Source organism: Leclercia sp. CFBP8987, assembly GCF_034044995.2.
GTDB classification, from domain to species: domain Bacteria; phylum Pseudomonadota; class Gammaproteobacteria; order Enterobacterales; family Enterobacteriaceae; genus Enterobacter; species Enterobacter tamurae.
Map to the genome: position 1 here is coordinate 1,204,425 of NZ_CM188255.1, position 19,661 is coordinate 1,224,085.

Annotated in this window: 25 protein-coding genes and 1 pseudogene; 18 read left to right on the forward strand and 8 right to left on the reverse strand. The window is 54.1% G+C overall.

Annotation, left to right across the window (positions count from 1 at the left end):
- Positions 1–20: 20 nt before the first annotated feature.
- Positions 21–971, reverse strand: coding sequence for a transketolase family protein (locus tag SOM40_RS05620; protein WP_320530669.1), 951 nt, complete (start codon positions 969–971; stop codon positions 21–23).
- The gene (locus SOM40_RS05625) at positions 964–1,794 is read right to left on the reverse strand and encodes a transketolase (RefSeq protein ID WP_166181807.1); all 831 of its coding nucleotides are present in this window, start codon (positions 1,792–1,794) and stop codon (positions 964–966) included. Before SOM40_RS05625 ends, SOM40_RS05620 begins: the two co-directional genes overlap by 8 nt.
- Before the next feature lie 294 nt (positions 1,795–2,088).
- Between SOM40_RS05625 and SOM40_RS05630 the strand changes: the two genes are divergently transcribed.
- Entirely contained in the window at positions 2,089–3,039 is a 951-nt protein-coding gene (locus SOM40_RS05630; protein WP_106992271.1) for a sugar-binding transcriptional regulator, read from the forward strand.
- Between the two features lie 109 nt (positions 3,040–3,148).
- Here the strand turns inward: SOM40_RS05630 and SOM40_RS05635 are convergent, their stop codons facing one another.
- The 5 genes from SOM40_RS05635 to entD form a co-directional block, all read right to left on the reverse strand.
- A complete protein-coding gene (locus SOM40_RS05635; RefSeq protein WP_106992272.1) occupies positions 3,149–4,237 on the reverse strand; it encodes an ABC transporter permease in 1,089 nt (362 codons plus the stop codon).
- Position 4,238: 1 nt separating this feature from the next.
- A complete protein-coding gene (locus SOM40_RS05640; protein ID WP_312079887.1) occupies positions 4,239–5,765 on the reverse strand; it encodes a sugar ABC transporter ATP-binding protein in 1,527 nt (508 codons plus the stop codon).
- Positions 5,765–6,373 (reverse strand): DUF2291 family protein, encoded by a 609-nt coding sequence (locus SOM40_RS05645; RefSeq protein WP_106992273.1) that lies wholly within the window; start codon positions 6,371–6,373, stop codon positions 5,765–5,767. The genes SOM40_RS05640 and SOM40_RS05645 overlap by 1 nt, the downstream gene beginning before the upstream one ends.
- 11 nt (positions 6,374–6,384) lie before the next feature.
- Positions 6,385–7,326 (reverse strand): D-ribose ABC transporter substrate-binding protein, encoded by a 942-nt coding sequence (locus SOM40_RS05650; RefSeq protein WP_106992274.1) that lies wholly within the window; start codon positions 7,324–7,326, stop codon positions 6,385–6,387.
- A 135-nt stretch (positions 7,327–7,461) separates the two neighbouring features.
- On the reverse strand, positions 7,462–8,106 hold the full coding sequence (entD, locus tag SOM40_RS05655) for an enterobactin synthase subunit EntD (protein WP_320530670.1): 645 nt from the start codon (positions 8,104–8,106) through the stop codon (positions 7,462–7,464).
- 209 nt (positions 8,107–8,315) lie between these two features.
- On the opposite strand from entD, the gene SOM40_RS05660 reads away from it, so the two are divergent.
- From SOM40_RS05660 to SOM40_RS05740, 17 genes and pseudogenes are all read left to right on the forward strand, one after another.
- On the forward strand, positions 8,316–8,810 hold the full coding sequence (locus tag SOM40_RS05660; RefSeq protein ID WP_320530671.1) for a hypothetical protein: 495 nt from the start codon (positions 8,316–8,318) through the stop codon (positions 8,808–8,810).
- Positions 8,810–10,369, forward strand: coding sequence for an S-type pyocin domain-containing protein (locus SOM40_RS05665; protein ID WP_501050498.1), 1,560 nt, complete (start codon positions 8,810–8,812; stop codon positions 10,367–10,369). The genes SOM40_RS05660 and SOM40_RS05665 overlap by 1 nt, the downstream gene beginning before the upstream one ends.
- Positions 10,369–10,623 (forward strand): DUF7683 domain-containing protein, encoded by a 255-nt coding sequence (locus tag SOM40_RS05670; protein WP_422655545.1) that lies wholly within the window; start codon positions 10,369–10,371, stop codon positions 10,621–10,623. Before SOM40_RS05665 ends, SOM40_RS05670 begins: the two co-directional genes overlap by 1 nt.
- Positions 10,620–10,874 (forward strand): bacteriocin immunity protein, encoded by a 255-nt coding sequence (locus SOM40_RS05675; RefSeq protein ID WP_320530779.1) that lies wholly within the window; start codon positions 10,620–10,622, stop codon positions 10,872–10,874. Before SOM40_RS05670 ends, SOM40_RS05675 begins: the two co-directional genes overlap by 4 nt.
- Positions 10,875–11,033: 159 nt before the next feature.
- Positions 11,034–11,579: a colicin E3/pyocin S6 family cytotoxin gene (locus SOM40_RS05680; protein WP_501050500.1), complete on the forward strand. Its 546-nt coding sequence runs from the start codon at positions 11,034–11,036 to the stop codon at positions 11,577–11,579.
- Entirely contained in the window at positions 11,576–11,830 is a 255-nt protein-coding gene (locus tag SOM40_RS05685; protein ID WP_166181814.1) for a pyocin S6 family toxin immunity protein, read from the forward strand. Before SOM40_RS05680 ends, SOM40_RS05685 begins: the two co-directional genes overlap by 4 nt.
- Before the next feature lie 5 nt (positions 11,831–11,835).
- Positions 11,836–12,030, forward strand: a complete 195-nt coding sequence (locus tag SOM40_RS05690; RefSeq protein ID WP_166185108.1) for a CPCC family cysteine-rich protein — start codon at positions 11,836–11,838, stop codon at positions 12,028–12,030.
- Between the two features lie 334 nt (positions 12,031–12,364).
- The gene (locus SOM40_RS05695) at positions 12,365–13,210 is read left to right on the forward strand and encodes a pyocin-S2/colicin E7-DNase domain-containing protein (RefSeq protein WP_501050840.1); all 846 of its coding nucleotides are present in this window, start codon (positions 12,365–12,367) and stop codon (positions 13,208–13,210) included.
- A 1-nt stretch (position 13,211) separates the two neighbouring features.
- On the forward strand, positions 13,212–13,469 hold the full coding sequence (locus SOM40_RS05700) for a bacteriocin immunity protein (RefSeq protein ID WP_225759328.1): 258 nt from the start codon (positions 13,212–13,214) through the stop codon (positions 13,467–13,469).
- 388 nt (positions 13,470–13,857) lie between these two features.
- Entirely contained in the window at positions 13,858–14,307 is a 450-nt protein-coding gene (locus SOM40_RS05705; RefSeq protein ID WP_341850036.1) for an HNH endonuclease signature motif containing protein, read from the forward strand.
- A 4-nt stretch (positions 14,308–14,311) separates the two neighbouring features.
- Positions 14,312–14,569: a bacteriocin immunity protein gene (locus SOM40_RS05710; protein ID WP_320530789.1), complete on the forward strand. Its 258-nt coding sequence runs from the start codon at positions 14,312–14,314 to the stop codon at positions 14,567–14,569.
- 159 nt (positions 14,570–14,728) lie between these two features.
- On the forward strand, positions 14,729–15,130 hold the full coding sequence (locus SOM40_RS05715; RefSeq protein WP_320530777.1) for an S-type pyocin domain-containing protein: 402 nt from the start codon (positions 14,729–14,731) through the stop codon (positions 15,128–15,130).
- Between the two features lie 32 nt (positions 15,131–15,162).
- A complete protein-coding gene (locus SOM40_RS05720; protein WP_501050842.1) occupies positions 15,163–15,294 on the forward strand; it encodes a colicin E3/pyocin S6 family cytotoxin in 132 nt (43 codons plus the stop codon).
- 16 nt (positions 15,295–15,310) lie between these two features.
- The gene (locus tag SOM40_RS05725; RefSeq protein WP_320530776.1) at positions 15,311–15,562 is read left to right on the forward strand and encodes a colicin E3-like toxin immunity protein; all 252 of its coding nucleotides are present in this window, start codon (positions 15,311–15,313) and stop codon (positions 15,560–15,562) included.
- A 55-nt stretch (positions 15,563–15,617) separates the two neighbouring features.
- Positions 15,618–15,846 (forward strand): annotated as a pseudogene (locus SOM40_RS05730) (bacteriocin immunity protein).
- A 153-nt stretch (positions 15,847–15,999) separates the two neighbouring features.
- Positions 16,000–16,659 (forward strand): pyocin-S2/colicin E7-DNase domain-containing protein, encoded by a 660-nt coding sequence (locus SOM40_RS05735; protein WP_320530775.1) that lies wholly within the window; start codon positions 16,000–16,002, stop codon positions 16,657–16,659.
- A gap of 19 nt (positions 16,660–16,678) precedes the next feature.
- Positions 16,679–16,918, forward strand: a complete 240-nt coding sequence (locus SOM40_RS05740) for a bacteriocin immunity protein (RefSeq protein WP_320530787.1) — start codon at positions 16,679–16,681, stop codon at positions 16,916–16,918.
- Between the two features lie 306 nt (positions 16,919–17,224).
- Here the strand turns inward: SOM40_RS05740 and SOM40_RS05745 are convergent, their stop codons facing one another.
- Complete coding sequence (locus SOM40_RS05745) at positions 17,225–19,465, reverse strand: TonB-dependent siderophore receptor (protein WP_320530774.1); 2,241 nt, start codon at positions 19,463–19,465, stop codon at positions 17,225–17,227.
- Positions 19,466–19,661 lie beyond the last annotated feature (196 nt).

Genomic DNA, 19,661 nt, shown 5'->3' on the forward strand with positions numbered 1-19,661 from the left:
GTAAGATGTTGTTGTTATTTTCAGGAAGCCAGTCGCGCGATCATTTCCCGGGCGTGTTTCACCACGCCGGCGACATCAATCTCATGGCGTGCCCGCGTTGACGCTCTGTCGGCGGCAATCGCATATTGTCCATCCAGGATCCCAAGGCGTTTCAGCGGGATGGCGCAGCCAGCTTCGGCCAGCACTTCCGCCACCAGGCTGCCGACGCCGCCGTTGACGTTATGCTCCTCGACGCTCACCACCGCCTTGCAGGATCCTATGGCTGCCAGCAGCTGTTGGGTATCACAGGGACGAATAGATGGAACGTTGATAACAGTGGCGTCAATACCTTCTTCCGCGAGTTGTGCGGCGGCTTCCACTATTTCATGTACGGTGGAACCCATGGCCACCAGCGCCACATCCTGGCCCGCACGCAGAACGTCAATCTTGCCCGGCGCAAACCGGTAGCTTTCATCGTGCAGTTCCGGCAGGTTTTTCCCGTCGAGACGGATATAGACCGGACCGACGTGGTCAAGGGCGTAGTCGATGATCTGACGGCACTCGTTGGGGCTCGACGGGGCATAAATCTCAATGTTGCCGAAGCCGCGCATAATGGCGATATCGTCGATGCTGTGGTGGGTGCTGGCGAGCGGGCCGTAGCTGGCGCCGGCGTTCAGGCCAAACAGCTTGACGTTGGTGTTGTTGTAGCAGATGTCGACTTTGATCTGCTCGTTAGCGCGCGAGATCAAAAACGGCGCGGCGTTGCAGGTGACGGCAATCTTGCCGCCAATCGCCAGCCCGGCGGCAGCGCCTACCTGGGTCTGCTCGGCGATGCCAACGTTGACCAGTCGGCCCGGAAAGCGCTGCATAAAGGGGGCGATTTTTGCCGTCGAGGTGGAGTCTGCCACCACCGGGACCAGATCCACGCCGCGATCGACGGCATCGATAAAGGCATTAACCATCACCGTGGCAAGGTGTTCGCTATTACTCATCTTTCAGTTCCTCCAGCGCCAGTTCAATTTCTTCCCCTTTCGGCACCCGGTGGTGCCATTCAGGCCGTCCCTGGATAAACGAGATCCCCGCGCCTTTGGTGGTGTGGGCGATCACCACATGCGGTTTGCCGTTGGGCTTCAGGCCTTCGAGGGTGGCGACCACATCCGCCATGTCGTTGCCGTTGCAGCCGGTCACTTCCAGGCCGAACGCTTTCCATTTCGCATCCAGCGGGTCGGTATTGAGGATCTCTTTGGTGGAGCCCGCCAGCTGAAGGTTGTTTTTGTCGTTGATAATAAACAGGTTATCCAGCTGGTAATGGGCGGCCACCAGCGCGGCTTCCCAGTTGCTGCCTTCCGCCAGTTCGCCATCCCCGGTTACCACGAACACCCGGCGTTTGCTGTTGCTGCGTTTCGCCGCCAGGGCGATCCCCACCGCCACCGGCAGACCATGGCCCAGCGCGCCGGTATTCAGCTCAATGCCTGGCGTTTTGTGTTTCACCGGATGGCCCGGCAGGTGAGAGTCGGCATGCTGATAGGTGGAAAGCCACTCGACGGGGATAAACCCGGCTTCGGCCAGCACGCAGTAATAGCCGCCCACCGCGTGGCCTTTCGACTGGATGTAGATATCGCGTTCATCGCTCTCCTTCAGCTGCGGGGAGCAGTTCAGAATGCGGAAATAGAGGGCGGTGAGCAGTTCGACCTGTGAAAGATCGGCCCCGGTATGGCCGCCCGCCGGGCTTTCGGCATTCAGCACGATGATCTTGCGACGAATCGAGCGCGCCCGGGTTTCGAGCTCCGCGATGGAGAGCGAAAACGGATTCATAACATACCTCCTGAATTTATAATCTGTTGTGAATAATTATTCCAGCCGGGTACGTTTTTCCCTGTTCTCGTTGTCAGAGCAGGGAGCTATGACCGCTTTGAATATATATTCAATGCTGATTTATTATTCATGATAGTAAGATATGCCCGGCTCAGGCGTTTGTCTACGGTTTGCGCAGGCATATTTCGAAGAAAAGAGAAAAGGATCACATTTGCCCGGCGGATCGCGGCGGCGTTGGCTTGTTAAATATTCAGTGATGAATAAAAATAACGACAGCCGATTAAGGGGAACGTTATGTCGAAGCAGGATGAACAGCGACTGCTGGTCAAGATCGCCACACTTTACTATAGCGAGAATAAAAAGCAGTCCGAGATTGCCTCGCTGCTGCATCTCTCGCAGTCCTTTGTCTCGCGGGCGCTGACCCGCTGCCAGAAAGAGGGGCTGGTCAAAATTACCGTGGTGCAACCGACCAACATTTTTGTCTCGCTGGAAAAGGCGCTGGAAGATCAGTACGGCATCCGCCAGGCCATCGTGGTGGACGTAGGCGAAGACCCGACCAACGCCCAGATCAAGCACGCCATCGGCAGCGCGGCGGCACACTATGTCGAAACCCGTCTGCGCCCGGAAGACCTGGTGGGGATCTCCTCCTGGAGCAGCACCATCCGCTGCATGGTGGATGAGATGCACCCGCAGAATATCCGCGCCGCCGGAGTGATCCAGCTGTTAGGCGGCGTCGGGCCGAACGGCAACGTGCAGGCCACCATTCTGACCCAGCAACTGGCGGCGCATCTCGGCTGTCCGGCGGGGCTGTTGCCGTCCCAGAGTATTGAACACTCGGTGGAGGAGCGCGCCCGGCTGGTGAGCAGCCCGGACGTGGCGGCGGTGGTGGGCAAGTTTGCCGAAGTGGACGTGGCGATTGTCGGCATTGGCGAGCTGGAGCCGTCGCAGCTGCTGAAAAACTCCGGCAACTATTACACCGAAGAGATGCTCAAGCTGCTGGCCGAACGCGGGGCGGTAGGGGATATCTGCCTGCATTACTACGATGCGAAAGGCGAGCCGGTGCTTAGCCCGGAAGAGGACCCGGTGATTGGCATGGAGCTGGCGCAGATCCGCGCCTGTCCGCAGGTAATTGCCCTGGCCGGTGGCGCAGAAAAACGCAATGCCATTCACGGGGCGCTGGTCGGGAAGTATATCGATGTGCTGATCACCGATTACCCGACGGCGCGGAGTTTGTTGAAAGGGTAATCAGGCAAAGCGCCCGGGATCGGTGCGGCTTGATGCCCTCACCCCGACCCTCTCCCACAGGGAGAGGGTGCAAACACTAAAAACGGCAACTTGCGTTGCCGTTTTGCTTTTACCTCCCTTCCATGACCGCTTTCTGCGCCACCACGGCTGCCTTCTGCTGCATCCGGTTTTGCATCTGGTCGATGATCACCGCCACGATAATCACGATCCCTTTGATCACCATCTGCCAGAACTCGCTGACTCCCATCATCACCAGGCCGTCGGCGAGGAAGCCGATCACGAAGGCGCCAATCAGGGTGCCGAGAATGGTGCCGCGCCCGCCTGCCAGCGAGGTGCCACCCAGTACCACCGCGGCGATGGCGTTCATCTCAAAGGCGGTGCCGTTGGCCGGGTGACTGGCCAGCAATTGCGCGGAGACCACAATCCCGGCGATGGCGGCGCAGAATCCCGACAGGGTATAGACCAGCACTTTCACCTGCTTGACCCGCACGCCGGAGAGTTCCGCCGCGCGCTCGTTATCGCCGATGGCGTAGACGTGGCGGCCAAACGGCAGACGGCGGGCGATATAGGCGATCACCAGCGCCAGGACGATCATCATCCAGATGGCCCATGGAATGCCGAGCAGTGTTCCGGCACCAATCTCATCGAAGCCGGTATTCCCCAACTGCGGGTTGCCGGAGAGACCCGGGAAGGTCTGGCCGTCGGAGGTGAGCATCGACGCCCCGCGCAGGACGTACATGGTGCCGAGGGTGCAGATAAAGGGGGCGACGTTATAGCGGGTGATGATCCAGCCATTCATCGCGCCTATTAGCGCGCCAATCAGTAGCACCACGGGCACAATCACCCACACGCTCGGGAAGATGGCGATGCCAAACATCGGCAGCACGATCCCTTTGGTGATCATCCACCCGGCGATCATCCCGCACAGCCCCAGCGTCGCACCGATCGACAGGTCGATCCCGGCGGTGATGATCACGAAGGTGATCCCCAGCGCCAGGAAGGCGTTGATGGCGATATGCTTAATCATGATCACCAGACTGCCCGCCGAGAGAAAGCCCGGCACGGTCATGGTGAAAAAGCCGACAATCAGGAACAGCGCAATGAAGGTGCGCATTTTCAACAGCAGCAGAAGCAGTTTTTCCCGGGAAGGCGCGGCCCCTTTTTGCGGCGTCAGCGCGACAGACTGTGTTGTTTTCATCTTAGAACCCCTGAGCACTTGCGGTTACCAGTGCCGATTCGTCGGCCCGATCGCGAACAATATCGGCGGTCAGTTTGCCGCCGGACATCACCAGAATGCGGTCCGATACCGCCATAATCTCTTTCAAATCGGAGGTGGAGAAGACTACCGCGATGCCCTGCTGCGACAGCTCCACCATCATGCGGAACACGTCCGCTTTGGCACCCACGTCAATGCCGCGGGTCGGTTCATCGAGAAACAGCACCTTCGGATTGGTCAGCAGCGAGCGGCCAATCACCACTTTTTGCTGATTACCGCCGCTCAGGGCCTGGATCTCGACCTCCGGGGTGGAGACCTTGATCGACAGATTGCCGATGGTGCTGGCCACCACCGCCTGCTCCGCTTTCTGCGCAATGGTGAAACCGCGCTGCAGGCGGCGCCACAGGCTGGCGATGGTCAGGTTGCTGGCCACCGACGAGCCCGGAAATATCCCGGTGCGTTTGCGGTCTTCCGGCACCAGGCTCATCCCCATGCGGATGCGATCGGCGGTGGTTAAGCGCTGCGGCACTGGTTTGCTGTCGAGCCACAGCTTGCCCAGATAGTTGCGTTCGGTGCCGAGCATGCACTCGAACAGCTCGGTGCGCCCGGCCCCCATCAGGCCGTAAATCCCGACAATCTCCCCGGCGTTCACCTGGAAGCTGACGTCATTGACCACCGTATTCCCGGCGGCATTGACGCAGGTGATATGTTCCGCCTCCAGCACCGGTGCCCCGAAGGTGCGGCCCGGTTCGAGGAAGTTGCTCACCGGATCGCTGCCGAGCATCTCGCGCACAATCCAGGGCACGTCGATATCCTGCACCTTCGCTTCGGCCTGGAATTTGCCGTCGCGCAGGATGGTGATCACATCGCCTATCGCCATCAGCTCTTCCAGCCGGTGAGAGATATAGATGATGGTGACCCCCTGGCGGGTCAGCTCGCGGATCACCCGAAACAGGATCTCCACCTCGGTTTTACTCAGCGCCGAGGTGGGCTCGTCGAGGATCAGGATATCGGCGTCCTCGGCCAGCGCTTTGGCAATCTCAATCAGCTGCTGCTGCCCGACCTTCAAATTACCGACCAGCTCGCGCGGGGAGATGGGCTGATCGAGGCGTTTCAGCAGCGCCGCGGTGCGGGACTCCTGCTCCGCCTCGTTGATCGGTGTCACCCCTTTTTGCAGCTCGCGGCCGAGGAAGACGTTCTCCGCCACGTTGAGGTTTTCAAACAGGTTCAGCTCCTGATGCACCATGCCGATCCCGTGGGCGGCGGCGTCGCGGGTGCTGGCGAACGCCACCTGCTTACCGTTGAGCCACATCTCGCCGAGGCTGGGCTGCTGCACCCCGGCAAGGATCTTCATCAGCGTCGATTTCCCGGCGCCGTTCTCACCGATAATGACGTTCACTTTGCCGCGCCAGACGCGGTAATCGACCTTATCCAGCGCCACGGTACCGGGGAACAGCATCGAGATACCGCGGGTGCTGAGGATAATCTCCTCTACAGGGCTTTCGCTCATCACGGCGCCTCCTGTTTCAGTTCCAGCGCTGCCGCTTCATTCGCTTTGCCGCCCGTCAGGGTGGTGGCGAACAGGACAGTGGCATTTTTGCCGCTCCAGCTCTCATCCACTTTCGGCAGATGCTTTACCGCCTCGCGGTTCAACGCCCGGGAGAGCTGGGCGTACTGCACCTGATTGGTAAATTCATCGAAGCGGAACCCGGCGGCATCGCGGAGGGCGTTGCCGCGCATCACCGGCCCGGTCTGGATCTGAAGCGGCTGGCCGTTCACCGTCATCACCAGTTTCTGCTCGTTGGCGCTGCTGGCTTCCACGCGCTCCACTTTGCCGCTGAGGCGCACAAAGACGCTCTGCGGTTTGTCAGAGGGGGTCTTCAGCTGAGTGGAGAGGGCGCTGGCGTCCAGGGCATGATTTTTGGCGGCGTCGAGGATCCGCGGCTGCCAGGTTTGTTGCGCGATCTGCTGTGGGGTCTGGTTGTCAAAGCTCGCTTTGGCGTTGGGATCGGCAGGCATGATTGGCTTGCCGTTCTCATCCAGATCCACCACCGTGCAGGCCGTCAGCAACAGGGCGGCTGCGCCTGTCAGCGCGGCGCCCCATTGTGTTAACCGCATACTGCCTCCGCTTATTTGCTGAGATTGAACACATTCAGCTTGCTGGCGTTGGTCTCATCAATCAGCACGCAATCCATCAGCTGTTTCTCATCTTTTTGCGCTTTGCCGTTTTTGAGGTAGTAATCCGCCTGCTCAACGGCCATCTGCGCCTGCTCCCAGCCCGGCTGCAGAACCGTGGCTTTGATGTTGCCGTTTTTCAGGATCGAGTCGCGGGTGTAGTCGCTGCCGTCAAAGCCGACCACAATGACGTTGGTTTTTCCGGCGGCTTTCAGCGCCGCTTCGGCACCCAGCGCCATGGTGTCGTTGCCGGAGATCACGCCCACGATATCCGGGTTGGTCTGTAGGATGGCTTCCATACGGGTGAAGGCTTCGGTCTGGCTCCAGTTAGCGGTCTGCTGCGCCACCATCTTCATGTCCGGGTAGTCATCCAGCACGTCGTGATAGCCCTGGGAGCGGACGTGGGCGTTGGTATCCGACGGACGGCCCAGCAGCTCAACGTATTTGCCTTTGCCGTCCAGCAGTTTGGCGAACTTCTCTGCACCAAGCTGGGCCCCCTGATAGTTGTTCGACACAATCTGCGCCACCGCAATGCCGGTTTTGTTGATTTCTCGGTCGATCAGGAAGGCAGGGACGCCTGCCGCTTTGGCCTTCTCCAGCGGACCGACGGTGGCATCCGCCCCGGCGTTATCCAGAATGATCGCTTTCGCTTTACGGGCGATGGCGGTCTCAATCAGCTGGTTTTGTTTGTTCACGTCGTCGTCGTGCGAGGCGACAAGGGTGGTGTAACCCAGCTCTTTCGCTTTCGCCGCCGCGCCGTCGGCTTCTGCCTTGAAGAACGGGTTGTCGTGTGAGGGGGTAATGATCGCAATGAGTCCGTTATCGGCGGCAAACAGGGAACCGGAAGCGGCGATCATTGAGGCCAGTAAAGCGGATTTTACAAAGGTCGTGTTCATTCTTTTTCTCCACATTGAATATTTATTCAATAATGATTTATTATTCAATGTAACGATAAGTCTGCCTGATAAAACTGTCTACGGTTTAGGCAGCTAATTTGTTTAAAAGGAGAAAAGGATCACGATCCTGAGCAATTAAGCAGCACAGATCAGGGTCACTACCGTCGCGTCGTGTTGACACCAGTGCGCGGTAAATGCCTGATTTTGTGCAAAGGGCGGGAGAGGGCGAGTGAGGGTTAAGGTCAGGGTGTGGGCGGTAAGCGACGTGATACGCGCGCTGTCGAAGCCCATCCACGCCTGCACCTCGGGGAACAGGGCTTTGAACAGACTCTCCTTGGCGCTAAAGGCGAGGGTAAAGGCCAGATGGAAGGGGAGATGACTCGCGACCAGGAGCTGAGCTTCCTGCGCTTCAATCACGCCGTCCTGAATTTCACGGGCTTCAGTTTGGTCAATGATGGCTTCACAATCGATGCCTACAAGGCTGTTTTCCTGGCAGATCGCCACGGCCTGATTGCCGCTGTGGGAAATGCTCCCGCTCACCCCCGCAGGCCACAGCGGTTCACCGCTGCTGCCAATGGCAGGAATAGCCTGCCGGTTCAGGGCATGAAACGCGGCGAGCCGACCGGCCAGATGATCGGCTTTACGCTTGCGCCCGGCGTGGCTCAGTTGTTGATGGTGCGGCAGCCACAGAAGATCGGCCTCGGTAAAGGTCGCAGAATCGAAGGTGATGCAGTGAACGGTTTGCCCGGCCAGAAGAAACGTGGAGTAAGTGGTGTACATCTGTTTCTCACCGCTAAAAAAGGAACGCCATGGTAGCACACGCGTTCCGACTGTTCCCTCTCCCCTTTGGTGAGAGTAGTGGAAGCATGAAAGACCGTTTATTGAATGTCACCGATGGGAATTTTCCTTAAGTAAAATCCTTGTTGAGAATGTGGTTATTGCTTGTAAAATGACCTCTGTGATTATTTCTATAACAAGTAGAGGGACTTATGAAACAGTACAACAACGATCTTACTCCGGAAATTCTGGCTAGCCTGCAAGAACCCGCGTTCACCTCTGAACAAATCGCTGAAATGCCTGAAGATGCCCGCAAAATTGTCATGGAACAACTGGCGTTACAACAACGTCCTGTCGCTGCCATTTATCGACCTGCTGTTGCAGGCAGCCTGACCCGGCAGGGAGGTATTGCTGATGAATTTGAACCCGATCCGAACAAAGGCGTAAAAGCCCTACTCAGTAATGGTCAGTACGCCAGTGTATTGTATGAAGGCTGCACCGTTACCTACGCTGATGGCACAAAAAGCAGGATCGCCACCAGCGCAGGTCAGTCTCACACCGTGGCAGGTAAAGGAATAGGGCTGGTTGGAAGCCTTCTGGAAAACGGGGATGAAATCGTCAGCACGCCTGCTAACAGTGGATTTATTGTTAAGTATGAAGATGACCCTGTAGCGGAGAATTTTTTATCTGCCCATGAGGTAGCGTAATGGGAAATCGTTCAGATTGCTACGGACGGGGAACGGCGCTGGAAGGTGATAAAACGACCACTGGCGCTGTATGTATTGCTTCTATGTCCAATGATATCGAGCACGGGCGCAGAGTCATGCGAGTTGGTGACAAAACGACCCGATGCCTCAAGTGTGGCGAACCTGGGGTTGTGGTTTCGGGAGAACCACGCGATACCAATATGGGTAAAATAGCAGCGGTAGATGGTTCAATCGTGCGCTGTGCCTGCCCTTCAGGGTCTAACCGGATTATCGCACCTGCCGGGCAGTGGGTAGGGCCGGGAGAGGATCCGTCGATTGCCGCACGAGCACAACTATTTGCAGAACGTAAAGCTGCTCAGGAAGCCGAAGAGAAGCGACGGGCAGAAGAGCAGGAACGTAACCGGGTTTTTGCTAAATCCTGTCTTCGTGGTGAAGGCTGTAACGATGCAGGGACGCAGCAGGAGCCTCATACCAATTTTGCTGATATGGGCTTGTTTAAGGCGGCACCAGCTACTGATGCAGCAACCGATTCAGATGCACCACAGCACGCACAGACAGCAAAGAAAAAGCCACCAGCTCCGGAGGATATCCCAAAACCGAAGAAGCGCAGTGCCCTGTACAAATGGCTTAACGGCAACCATGAGGAAATGGAGTATCAGGCCGCTGTTGCAGCCGCAGCCAGTGCAACCCGGGCACAGACAGCTACCGCTGGGGTTAGCGTTCTAGAACAGATTGGCGGGCGCTTTGCTACCTATGGTACATGGGCGGTACGCGGGGCTGAAATCGCAACGGCTGGTGCAGGCGCATCCGTTGCCGGGTTTTTAGTGGGTATGATGCCCGGACGACTGAACGACGGTGAACAGGACTTCATCGACCGTATGCGGCTTGCACAGATGAGTGAAGCGCCGACTCGTGTGCGCTATACATGGGAGAATGACAGCAACGGAAATCCCGTTCCGCATGGCTGGCACACCCCACCGGGTAAAGATATGGTGCGGGTGCGTAAAATGCAGTGGGACAGCACCCGACAGGCGTACACCTTCACCACCGAGGAAGAAAGCCCGGTAACCATCATCTGGACTCCCGATCATTCTGGTGCTAACACTCCGACAAACACGGGTAACCAGACACCACCGAGGCTGCCGGGAACAATACTCGTTAACCCGTTACCTGATGGAACTCAGATCACCAGTACGACAACCCCTGCACCGGATGAGAAGAATTTCGCGGATTACATTCTCATCCTTCCCGTATCAGACATCCCGCCGATTTATATCTATTTGAATGCGGAGCACAAATACCACACTGCACCAAAAGGAACACCTCCCTTACCCGCATTTCCTGATGCGAAGAGAGCGCCGCGTAAAACGGCTATTCAAGGTGGCGGGCAACTTCGAGCAAGATGGAAAGACTCCAAAGGTAAAATTTACGAATGGGATTCTCAACATGGCACAGTAGAAGTTTATGATCGTTCGGGACGTAACCATTTGGGCGAGTTTAATCATATAACTGGTGAGCAGACCAAGCCAGCAGATCCAACCAGAAAGGTAGAAAAGTGATGATAATCTATTCTGTGGAAATTTTTGATAAACAAAACGAAGAGTTGGTTTTAGAAGTCGAGATCCCTCAAAGCAAGTTGAAAGGAGTTGCTGCTATTATGGGATGGGGGTCTGATGACGAAGATGCATTTGTCAAAGGTATCGCAGGATTTAATGTCAGCCAAAAACAGGCATTGGATTTAGAAAATTTACTCGGCGAAAAATTTTATTCGGATGACGTTATCGTGCAAATTGCTGGCGGAGAAATAGCTTGAAAAGGATATTCAGCGATTATACTGAAAGGGAGTTTTTAGAGTTTGTCCGTAGATTATGCGATTTTGCGAATACAACCGAAAGTGAAGACATCAAAAATATTTTAGAATTTAATAGGCTTACGGAACATCCCGCAGGTTCTGATCTTATCTTTTACCCTGAAGACGGACAGGACGATAGCCCGGAAGGTATCGTTCAGCAGGTCAAAGAATGGCGTAAAGCCAACGGCAAGCCCGGTTTTCGCGATGAGTAAATCATATGTGTGAACATAAAGGCTGGGCTTTATCCCGGCCTTTATGTTGTTTGCTAATTCGCTTTATCTGCAACACAAAGTGGAATACCGAAAAAGTGCAGCGCCCTGTACAAATGGCTTAACGGCAACCATGAAGAAATGGAGGGTCCGTAAAATACAGTGGGACAGCACCCACAGGCGTACACCTTCACCACCGAGGAAGAAAGCCCGGTAACCATCATCTGGACCCCGGATCATTCTGGTGCTAGCACTCCGACAAACACGGGTAACCAGACACCACCGAGGCTGCCGGGAACAAAACTCGTTAACCCGTTACCTGATGGAACTCAGATCACCAGTACGACAACCCCGGCACCGGATGAGAAGAATTTCGCGGATTACATTCTGATCCTTCCCGTATCAGACATCCCGCCGATTTATATCTATTTGAATGCGGATCATAAGTATCACGTGGCTCCACGAGGTACACCGCCATTACCCGCATTTCCGGATGCTAAAACGGCTAAGAAAAGAACCCCAGTAAAAGGTGGGGGAACACTACGTTCAAGATGGAAGGATTCTAAAGGGCGTATTTTCGAGTGGGACTCACAGCACGGTACGGTTGAAATGTATGATCGATCAGGCCGAAACCATCTCGGGGAGTTTGATCCTGTATCAGGAGAGCAGACTAAGCCGGCGGATCCAACCAGAAGGGTAGAAAAATGACAATTATTTATACTGTTGATGCATTTGATCGTGTAGATGAACTACTTGTTTTTGAGGTTGAAGTACCTAAAGAAAAACTTCCTGAAGTTAGTGAGGTTATGGAGTGGAGCGAAGAGGACTATAACGACTTTGCTGCGGGGCTTGGGGGGTGGAATCTGACCGAACAAAAAGTTAGAGCCATTGAAGGGATTTTAGGCCAAGAATTCTATCAGGAAGATCTCGACTATCAGATTTCAGGTGGCGAAGTTTGAAAATGATGGATCTTGTACACTCATGCTCTTGTTGCGGTCAGTATGAATTCCCCGAAGAGGGAAGTTATGAGATTTGCCCGGTTTGCAACTGGGAAGATGATCCTGTTCAGGCTGAAGAGCCAGACTACAGAGGTGGGGCTAATGTTATGAGTTTGAACGAAGCGCGCGAAGCATTCCGGCAAGGCCGAAAATTAAGTTAGCCTGATTTGGTGCATTTCATCTGTGAGCGGAATGGCTGGGTTTTGCCCCAGCCTTTATGTTGTTTGCTAACTCACTTTATCTGCAACACAAAGTGGAATACCGAAGAAGCGTAGTGCCCTGTACAGGTGGCTTAACAGCAACCATGAGGAAATAGAGTATCAGGCCGCTGTTGCAGCCGCAGCCAGTGCAACCAGAGTAAAGATAGTTAACGCTGGGGTTAACGTTCTTGAACAGATTGGCGGGAGCTTTGCTACCTATGGTACATGGGCGGTACGCGGGGCTGAAATCGCTACGGCTGGTGCAGGCGCATCCGTTGCCGGGTTTTTAGTGGGTATGATGCCCGGACGACTGAACGACGGTGAACAGGACTTCATCGACCGTATGCGGCTTGCACAGATGAGTGAAGCGCCGACTCGTGTGCGCTATACATGGGAGAATGACAGCAACGGAAATCCCGTTCCGCATGGCTGGCACACCCCGCCGGGTAAAGATATGGTGCGGGTGCGTAAAATGCAGTGGGACAGCACCCGACAGGCGTACACCTTCACCACTGAGGAAGAAAGCCCGGTAACCATCATCTGGACTCCCGAACATTCTGGTGCTAACACTCCGACAAACACGGGTAACCAGACACCACCGAGGCTGCCGGGAACAATACTCGTTAACCCGTTACCTGATGGAACTCAGATCACCAGTACGACAACCCCGGCACCGGATGAGAAGAATTTCGCGGATTACATTCTGATCCTTCCCGTATCAGACATCCCGCCGATTTATATCTACATTCGCAACAATCCGGGGCAAGTCACAGGTAAAGGTCAGAAGGTTACAGGTACATGGTTAGCTGATGCGAATCAGGGCAACGGGTCGCCGATACCATCTCAGATAGCCGATAAACTGCGCGGTCGTACCTTCTCCAATTTTGATGGGTTTAGGGAAGCATTCTGGGAAGAAGTCAGTAAAACCCCTGAGTTATCAAGTCAATTTGATATCCGTAACTTAGCGACTATGAAGAATGGTCGTTCTGCTTATGCCAGAAAATTTGAAAGTGTTGGGCAAAGGGTAAAATATGAGCTTCACCATATCGAAGAGATTAGAAATGGCGGTGCAGTTTATGACGTTGATAATTTGAGCGTCACCACGCCGAAACGGCACATAGAAATTCATCAAGGAAAATAAAATGGTAGCACATAAAGAAATCGCTGATTTTACTGAAGCTGAATTCCTCAAGTTTGTCGAAGATATCTGTAACGATACCTACCCCTCAGAAAAGGCTCATATGGCTGCTGTTGCTGAATTTGAAAGGATTTCTGGGCATCCTTCAGGCTCAGACTTGATTTACTACCCGGAAGAAGGGAAAGGTGGACCGCTCGCGATTGTTCAAGAAATCAAAGAATGGCGAAAAGCTAATGGTAAACCCGGCTTTCGCGGTGAGTAAATCACATGTGTGAACAGAAAGGCTGGGCTTTATCCCGGCCTTTCTGTTGTTTGCTAATTCACTTTATCTGCTACACAAAGTGGAATACCGAAAAAGTGCAGCGCCCTGTACAAATGGCTTAACGGCAACCATGAGGAAATGGAGTATCAGGCCGCTGTTGCAGCCGCAGCCAGTGCAACCAGAGTACAGACAGCTACCGCTGGGGTTAGCGTTCTAGAACAGATTGGCGGGCGCTTTGCTACCTATGGTACATGGGCGGTACGCGGGGCTGAAATCGCAACGGCTGGTGCAGGTGCATCCGTTGCCGGTTTTTTAGTTGGCATGATGCCCGGATGACTGAACGACGGTGAACAGGATTTCATCGACCGTATGCGGCTTGCACAGATGAGTGAAGCGCCGACTCGTATGCGCTATCCCACCGATTTATATCTACATTCGCAACAATCCGGGACAAGTCACAGGTAAAGGTCAGAAGGTTACAGGCATATGGTTAGCCGATGCGAATCAGGGCAACTGCTCGCCTGTCCCGTCTCAGATTGCCGATAAGCTGCGTGGGCATACCTTCTCAAACTTTGACAGATTCAGGGAAGCATTCTGGGAAGAAGTCAGTAAAACCCCTGAGCTATCAAGACAATTTCGGGGAGCAAATATTCGACATATGCAGAAAGGAAGAGCGCCAGTATCTTTTGGTGATGGCAGAGTCGGTGGGAGAACAAAGTTTGAAATACATCACATCAAACTCATAAGCAAAGGTGGTGAGGTCTACAATGTCGATAATATGGGCGTTGTAACCCCGAAGCGCCACATAGAAATACATCTCGCAGGATCGAGGAAATAATATGATGGATAGGAAAGAAATCTCTGATTATACCGAGAACGAATTTTTGGGCTTTGTACGTAAAATCTTTAATGCTGAAGGGGAAACTGAGCAGGAAGATGTGGAAAATATCCTGGAGTTTGTAAGGTTATGCGAACATCCTTCTGGTTCGGACCTTATCTTTTACCCTGAAGACGGACAGGACGATAGCCCGGAAGGTATCGTTCAGCAGGTCAAAGAATGGCGTAAAGCCAACGGTAAACCTGGCTTTCGCGGTGAGTAAATCACATGTGTGAACAGAAAGGCTGGGCTTTATCCCGGCCTTTCTGTTGTTTGCTAATTCACTATATCTGCAACACAAAGTGGAATACCGAAAAAGTGCAGCGCCCTGTACAAATGGCTTAACGGCAACCATGAAGAAATGGAGGGTGCGTAAAATGCAGTGGGACAGCACCGACAGGCGTACACCTTCACCACCGAGGAAGAAAGCCCGGTAACCATCATCTGGACCCCGGATCATTCTGGTGCTAACACTCCGACAAACACGGATAACCAAACCCCGCCGAGGCTGCCGGGAACAATACTCGTTAACCCGTTACCTGATGGAACTCAGATCACCAGTACGACGACCCCGGCAACGGATGAGAAGAATTTCGCGGATTACATTCTGATCCTTCCCTTGTCAGACATCTCGCCGATTTATATCTATCTCAGTAAAGCGCGGGAAGGGCTTCCGGAGAAAGATCATAGCTATCACCCGGCACCAAAAGCAGAGGAGATTGTGGGAATATCGGGCATTCAAAAAGCTAAGAAAAAGACACCGAAACAAGGTGGTGGGGCTTAAGAGAGCGATGGATCGACGCAAAAGGTAAAAGAATATATGAATGGGATTCGCAGCATGGAGAGCTGGAAGAGTACAGGGCCAGTGATGGCGAACATTTAGGGTCAGTGGACTATAAGACTGGAAATCAATTGAAACCCGCCGTAAAAGGCAGAAGTATTAAATGATATCTGTGAGGGCGCTATGGGACTGAAACTAACATTGGAATGGTTTAGAAAGTCAGATGAGATTTTTGTTGGAGAAGAAACATCTACGGACTTGGGGAACGATGGCAGCATCATCAAGAAGTTCGGTTTACCGTTTGATGGCAGGATCTATGATGGTGGCTTCGATGTATTGGCATCTTGGATAAGTGATTTACAGCCATTGTTTACTCACAAAATTGATTTTCAGCATCATGATTATCAGCTTGTATTTGAGCGTACTGAACAGTAAATCGCGTGGATAAAAGCAATTATAAAGGATCACTCTGAATACCATTTCAGACTATATGGAAAACGAGTTCTTGGCGCTGCTAAGCAAAATCTGCTTAGCTGATATTGCGACAGAGGAAGAAGGAAAAAATCGTAAGGGAGTTCAAAAGATTAGCTGAACATCCTGCTGGGTCTGATCTTATCTTTTACCCTGAAGACGGACAGGACGATAGCCCGGAAGGTATCGTTCAGCTGGTTAAAGAATGGCGTAAAGCCAACGGTAAACCCGGCTTTCGCGGTGAGTAAATCCCATGTGTGAACAGAAAGGCTGGGCTTTATCCCAGCCTTTCTGTTGTTTGCTATTCACTTTATCTGCAACACAAAGTGGAATACCGAAGAAGCGCAGCGCCCTGTACAAATGGCATAACGGCAACCATGAAGAAATGGAGGGTGCGTAAAATGCAGTGGGACAGCTCCCGACAGGCGTACACCTTCACCACCGAAGAAGAAAGCCCGGTAACCATCATCTGGACTCCCGATCATTCTGGTGCTAACACTCCGACAAACACGGGTAACCAGACTCCACCGAGGCTGCCGGGAACAATACTCGTTAACCCATTACCCGATGGAACTCATATCACCAGTACGACAACCCCGGCACCGGATGAGAAGAATTTCGCGGATTACATTTTGATCCTTCCCGTATCAGATATCCCGCCGATTTATATCTACATTCGCAACAATCCGGGGCAAGTCACAGGCAAGGGCAAGAAGGTTACAGGCACATGGTTAGCCGATGCGAATCAGGGCAACGGCTCGCCTGTCCCGTCTCAGATTGCCGATAAGCTGCGTGGGCGTACATTTTCCAATATTAATAGCTTCAGGGAAGCATTCTGGGAAGAAGTCAGTAAAGATTCTGAACTATCAAAGCAATTTATCCCCAGCAACTCAGCCCGAATGAAGTATGGATTGTCGCCGCGAACAAGATTTGTAGAGACAGTAGGGAAAAGGCGTTCTTTTGAAATTTACCACATCAAGCCAGTGAGCCAAGGTGGTGATGTCTATAACGTGGACAATATGGGTATCACGATACCTAAACGCCACATTGATGTTCATTGAGGGACATAGTTTGAAAAATATGAGCGAATTATCAAGAAACGATTTCATAAAGCTAATTGCAGAAATTATTAATGCTGAAGGGGGAGAAAGTCATCAGGACGAACTTTTAGAACAGTTCATTGATTTATCGGAGCATCCCTCAGGTTCTGATTTAATCTATTACCCAGAATCGGGTAAACAAGCAACCCCAGAAGCGATTGCTGATGAAGTGCAGAAATGGCGTAAAGCCAACGGTAAACCCGGCTTTCGCAGTGAGTAAATCCCATGTGTGAACAGAAAGGCTGGGCTTTATCCCGGCCTTTCTGTTGTTTGCTAATTCGGTTTATCTGCAACACAAAGTGGAATACCGAAAAAGCGCAGTGCCCTGTACAGGTGGCTTAACGGCAACCATGAGGAAATGGAGTATCAGGCCGCTGTTGCAGCCGCAGCCAGTGCAACCAGAGCACAGACAGCTACCGCCGGGGTTAACGTTCTAGGACAGATTGGCGGGCGCTTTGCTATCTACGCTACATGGGCGGTACGACTCTCAAAAACGGCGACCAGGTCGCCGTTTTGCTTTTAACTATCAGAACTGCGTATTCACGCTCATATACCAGGTGCGGCCTGGTTCGTTATAGGTATATGCCCCTGCGCCATACATATACGCTCCCGTCGTGGTATTCCCGGTGGTTTGAGCATTCCCCGCACGCCACTGGCGTTTATCGAAGACGTTATCCACGCCGCCGGTCAGGCTGACGTATTTGGTCACGTCCCAGGTCGCGCTCAGGCCAACGATGCTGTACGGACTCACTTCGTCCAGCTCCGATCCGCTCGCCGGCTGGCCTTTGTAGTTGTACTTCTTCGGCTGCTGCTTGCCGTACCAGGTGAAGGTCGACTGCAGGGAGACATCCTGCTGTACCTGCCAGCTCAGGGTTGAGTTCAGCGTGTACTCCGGGATGATCGACAGACGGTCGCCGGTCTCCTTGTTCTTGCTTTGCAGCATGTAGGTGATGTTGTTGGTCCAGTTGATGGTATCGCTGACCGGCACGTTCAGGGTGCCTTCCAGCCCTTCCACCACCGCTTTCGGCACGTTTTCCCACTGGTAAATATCGGTCTGCACTTTACCGGAAGAGGTGTGCCCCACCGGGGCATAGCCCGCTTCAATCTTGTCGCGATAGTCGTTACGGAACCAGGTCACGCCCGCCAGCCAGCCGTCGCGTTTCCACTCCAGGCCGATCTCTTTGTTGATGCTGGTTTCGGCTTTCAAATCCTCGTTACCCAGCATATAGCAGCCGACGCCGTCGGAGCTTGCGTAGCAACCCTGGCCCTTGCTGTAGAGCAGGTAGTTCGGGTTGGTCTGGTACAGGCTAGGGGCTTTATAGGCCCGGGCGATGCCCATCTTCAGGGTGAAATCATCTCCCAGACCCTGGGACAGGTTCAGGGACGGGCTCCAGTTGTTGCCCACGATGGAGTGATGGTCGAAGCGCAGCGCCGGAGTCAGCATGGTGCTGTCGGTCAGCTCCATGTTGTTCTCCGCGAACAGGGAGAAGATCTCCGCATCGGAGTACGGGCTGCGGCTGTCGCTTATCCCCGGAACCGCACCGCCCTGCAGGGCCTGGCCGTTGGAGGACATATCCTTCATCCGCTGCTGATCCCACTCGGCGCCCAGCGTCAGGTTTTGGTTAACGATAAAGTCGATCGGCAGGCTGATTTCGCTGTGCAGCATCACGTCGGACAGGTCGGTATCGGTGAACGTGTTGCTGTTGAACAGCCCCTCCAGACCGCCCGCCAGCCCTTCGCCGAGACGCGAGTTGCGGGTATGTTCGTACTGCGCCCAGTTGTTGGTGGTGATGCCGTTATCCCAGCCGCCGGTCCAGGTCAGGGCGAAGTTCTGGCGATAGAGACGGTTGGTCTCTTTGCCGTAGTTCTTCTTCACCAGCCCGTTGCTGCTGTTGTCGTTGTTGGTGTTCTGGGTATCGCCCGCGTAGAGGTTGTTCTGGCGGCTGTAACCGGCTTCGAACTGCAGAGCCTGCATCGGGGCAAAGTCCCAGCGCAGCACGCCGTTGACGTCTTTATTCTCGACCCCTTCGCGTCCGGCAGGCAGGGTATCGGCGTAGGCGCCGGTACGTTCAGACTGATGACCCTGGTTGATGTCCCAGGCGTCGGCCTGAGTTTTATCCAGGTTGCCATACAGACGGAAGCTGAAATCGCCGCCCAGCGGGCCATTGAGGCTGAAGTTGGTGCGTTTGGTGGAGCCCTCTTCGTCGTGCTCAGGGGCATTCAGATAGGTGTTCCAGGAGCCATGCCACTCGTTGCTGACCTTTTTGGTGATGATGTTCACCACGCCACCTGCCGCGCCGTTGCCGTATCGCGCTGCTGCCGGGCCACGGATCACTTCGATGCGCTCGATCATCTCTGGCGGCACCCAGCCGGTATCGCCGCGGGTATCACGCTCGCCGCGCCAGCCCAGACGGATAGAGTTGCGGCTGGTTACCGGCTTACCGTCAATCAGGATCAGGGTGTTTTCCGGGCCCATGCCGCGGATATCAATCTGGCGATTGTTGCCGCGCTGGCCGCTGGTGGAGTTACCGGTGAGGTTCACGCCCGGCATGGTGCGGATGATCTCAGACACATCGCGTGCTGCCGGGTTTTTACGAATTTCATCGGCGGTGATGGTCGATACGCCCGGCGCCTGCAGGTTCTGCTCGGCGGCGGTGATCACCATGGTGTCTTCGTTGCCCGCGGTTTCGGCTGCCATCGCAGGCAGGGCCACACCGTAAATCCCCAGATTGACCAGTAAGGCCAGTGAGTGAAGCTTATTATTCATTGTCTGTCCTGCTTTTCAATGCCGCATGCCTCAGGGCTCCGTCCCGAATGGATGAGGCGGCGGAAGGATATCGCCCGCAGTCTGCGAAAACCCCTCGACCCTGAGTCAGTACGCAGCGCATGGCATGGTTATTTACTGTTCGCGCTTCCCACAGCGCGCCCATACGCTATTGCAAATGAAAATAGTTATCAATAAT

What these genes read in the sequence shown, in the direction of transcription:
- entD (WP_320530670.1), bottom strand. Translation starts at nt 8,106, where the DNA reads ATGTACACCACTTACTCCACGTTTCTTCTGGCCGGGCAAACCGTTCAC.
- SOM40_RS05710 (WP_320530789.1), top strand. Translation starts at nt 14,312, where the DNA reads ATGGATAGGAAAGAAATCTCTGATTATACCGAGAACGAATTTTTGGGC.
- SOM40_RS05630 (WP_106992271.1), top strand. Translation starts at nt 2,089, where the DNA reads ATGTCGAAGCAGGATGAACAGCGACTGCTGGTCAAGATCGCCACACTT.
- SOM40_RS05640 (WP_312079887.1), bottom strand. Translation starts at nt 5,765, where the DNA reads ATGAGCGAAAGCCCTGTAGAGGAGATTATCCTCAGCACCCGCGGTATC.
- SOM40_RS05645 (WP_106992273.1), bottom strand. Translation starts at nt 6,373, where the DNA reads ATGCGGTTAACACAATGGGGCGCCGCGCTGACAGGCGCAGCCGCCCTG.
- SOM40_RS05620 (WP_320530669.1), bottom strand. Translation starts at nt 971, where the DNA reads ATGAGTAATAGCGAACACCTTGCCACGGTGATGGTTAATGCCTTTATC.
- SOM40_RS05665 (WP_501050498.1), top strand. Translation starts at nt 8,810, where the DNA reads ATGGGAAATCGTTCAGATTGCTACGGACGGGGAACGGCGCTGGAAGGT.
- SOM40_RS05745 (WP_320530774.1), bottom strand. Translation starts at nt 19,465, where the DNA reads ATGAATAATAAGCTTCACTCACTGGCCTTACTGGTCAATCTGGGGATT.
- SOM40_RS05650 (WP_106992274.1), bottom strand. Translation starts at nt 7,326, where the DNA reads ATGAACACGACCTTTGTAAAATCCGCTTTACTGGCCTCAATGATCGCC.
- SOM40_RS05690 (WP_166185108.1), top strand. Translation starts at nt 11,836, where the DNA reads ATGGATCTTGTACACTCATGCTCTTGTTGCGGTCAGTATGAATTCCCC.
- SOM40_RS05725 (WP_320530776.1), top strand. Translation starts at nt 15,311, where the DNA reads ATGGGACTGAAACTAACATTGGAATGGTTTAGAAAGTCAGATGAGATT.
- SOM40_RS05670 (WP_422655545.1), top strand. Translation starts at nt 10,369, where the DNA reads ATGATAATCTATTCTGTGGAAATTTTTGATAAACAAAACGAAGAGTTG.
- SOM40_RS05635 (WP_106992272.1), bottom strand. Translation starts at nt 4,237, where the DNA reads ATGAAAACAACACAGTCTGTCGCGCTGACGCCGCAAAAAGGGGCCGCG.
- SOM40_RS05740 (WP_320530787.1), top strand. Translation starts at nt 16,679, where the DNA reads ATGAGCGAATTATCAAGAAACGATTTCATAAAGCTAATTGCAGAAATT.
- SOM40_RS05625 (WP_166181807.1), bottom strand. Translation starts at nt 1,794, where the DNA reads ATGAATCCGTTTTCGCTCTCCATCGCGGAGCTCGAAACCCGGGCGCGC.
- SOM40_RS05685 (WP_166181814.1), top strand. Translation starts at nt 11,576, where the DNA reads ATGACAATTATTTATACTGTTGATGCATTTGATCGTGTAGATGAACTA.
- SOM40_RS05735 (WP_320530775.1), top strand. Translation starts at nt 16,000, where the DNA reads ATGCAGTGGGACAGCTCCCGACAGGCGTACACCTTCACCACCGAAGAA.
- SOM40_RS05700 (WP_225759328.1), top strand. Translation starts at nt 13,212, where the DNA reads ATGGTAGCACATAAAGAAATCGCTGATTTTACTGAAGCTGAATTCCTC.
- SOM40_RS05695 (WP_501050840.1), top strand. Translation starts at nt 12,365, where the DNA reads ATGATGCCCGGACGACTGAACGACGGTGAACAGGACTTCATCGACCGT.
- SOM40_RS05660 (WP_320530671.1), top strand. Translation starts at nt 8,316, where the DNA reads ATGAAACAGTACAACAACGATCTTACTCCGGAAATTCTGGCTAGCCTG.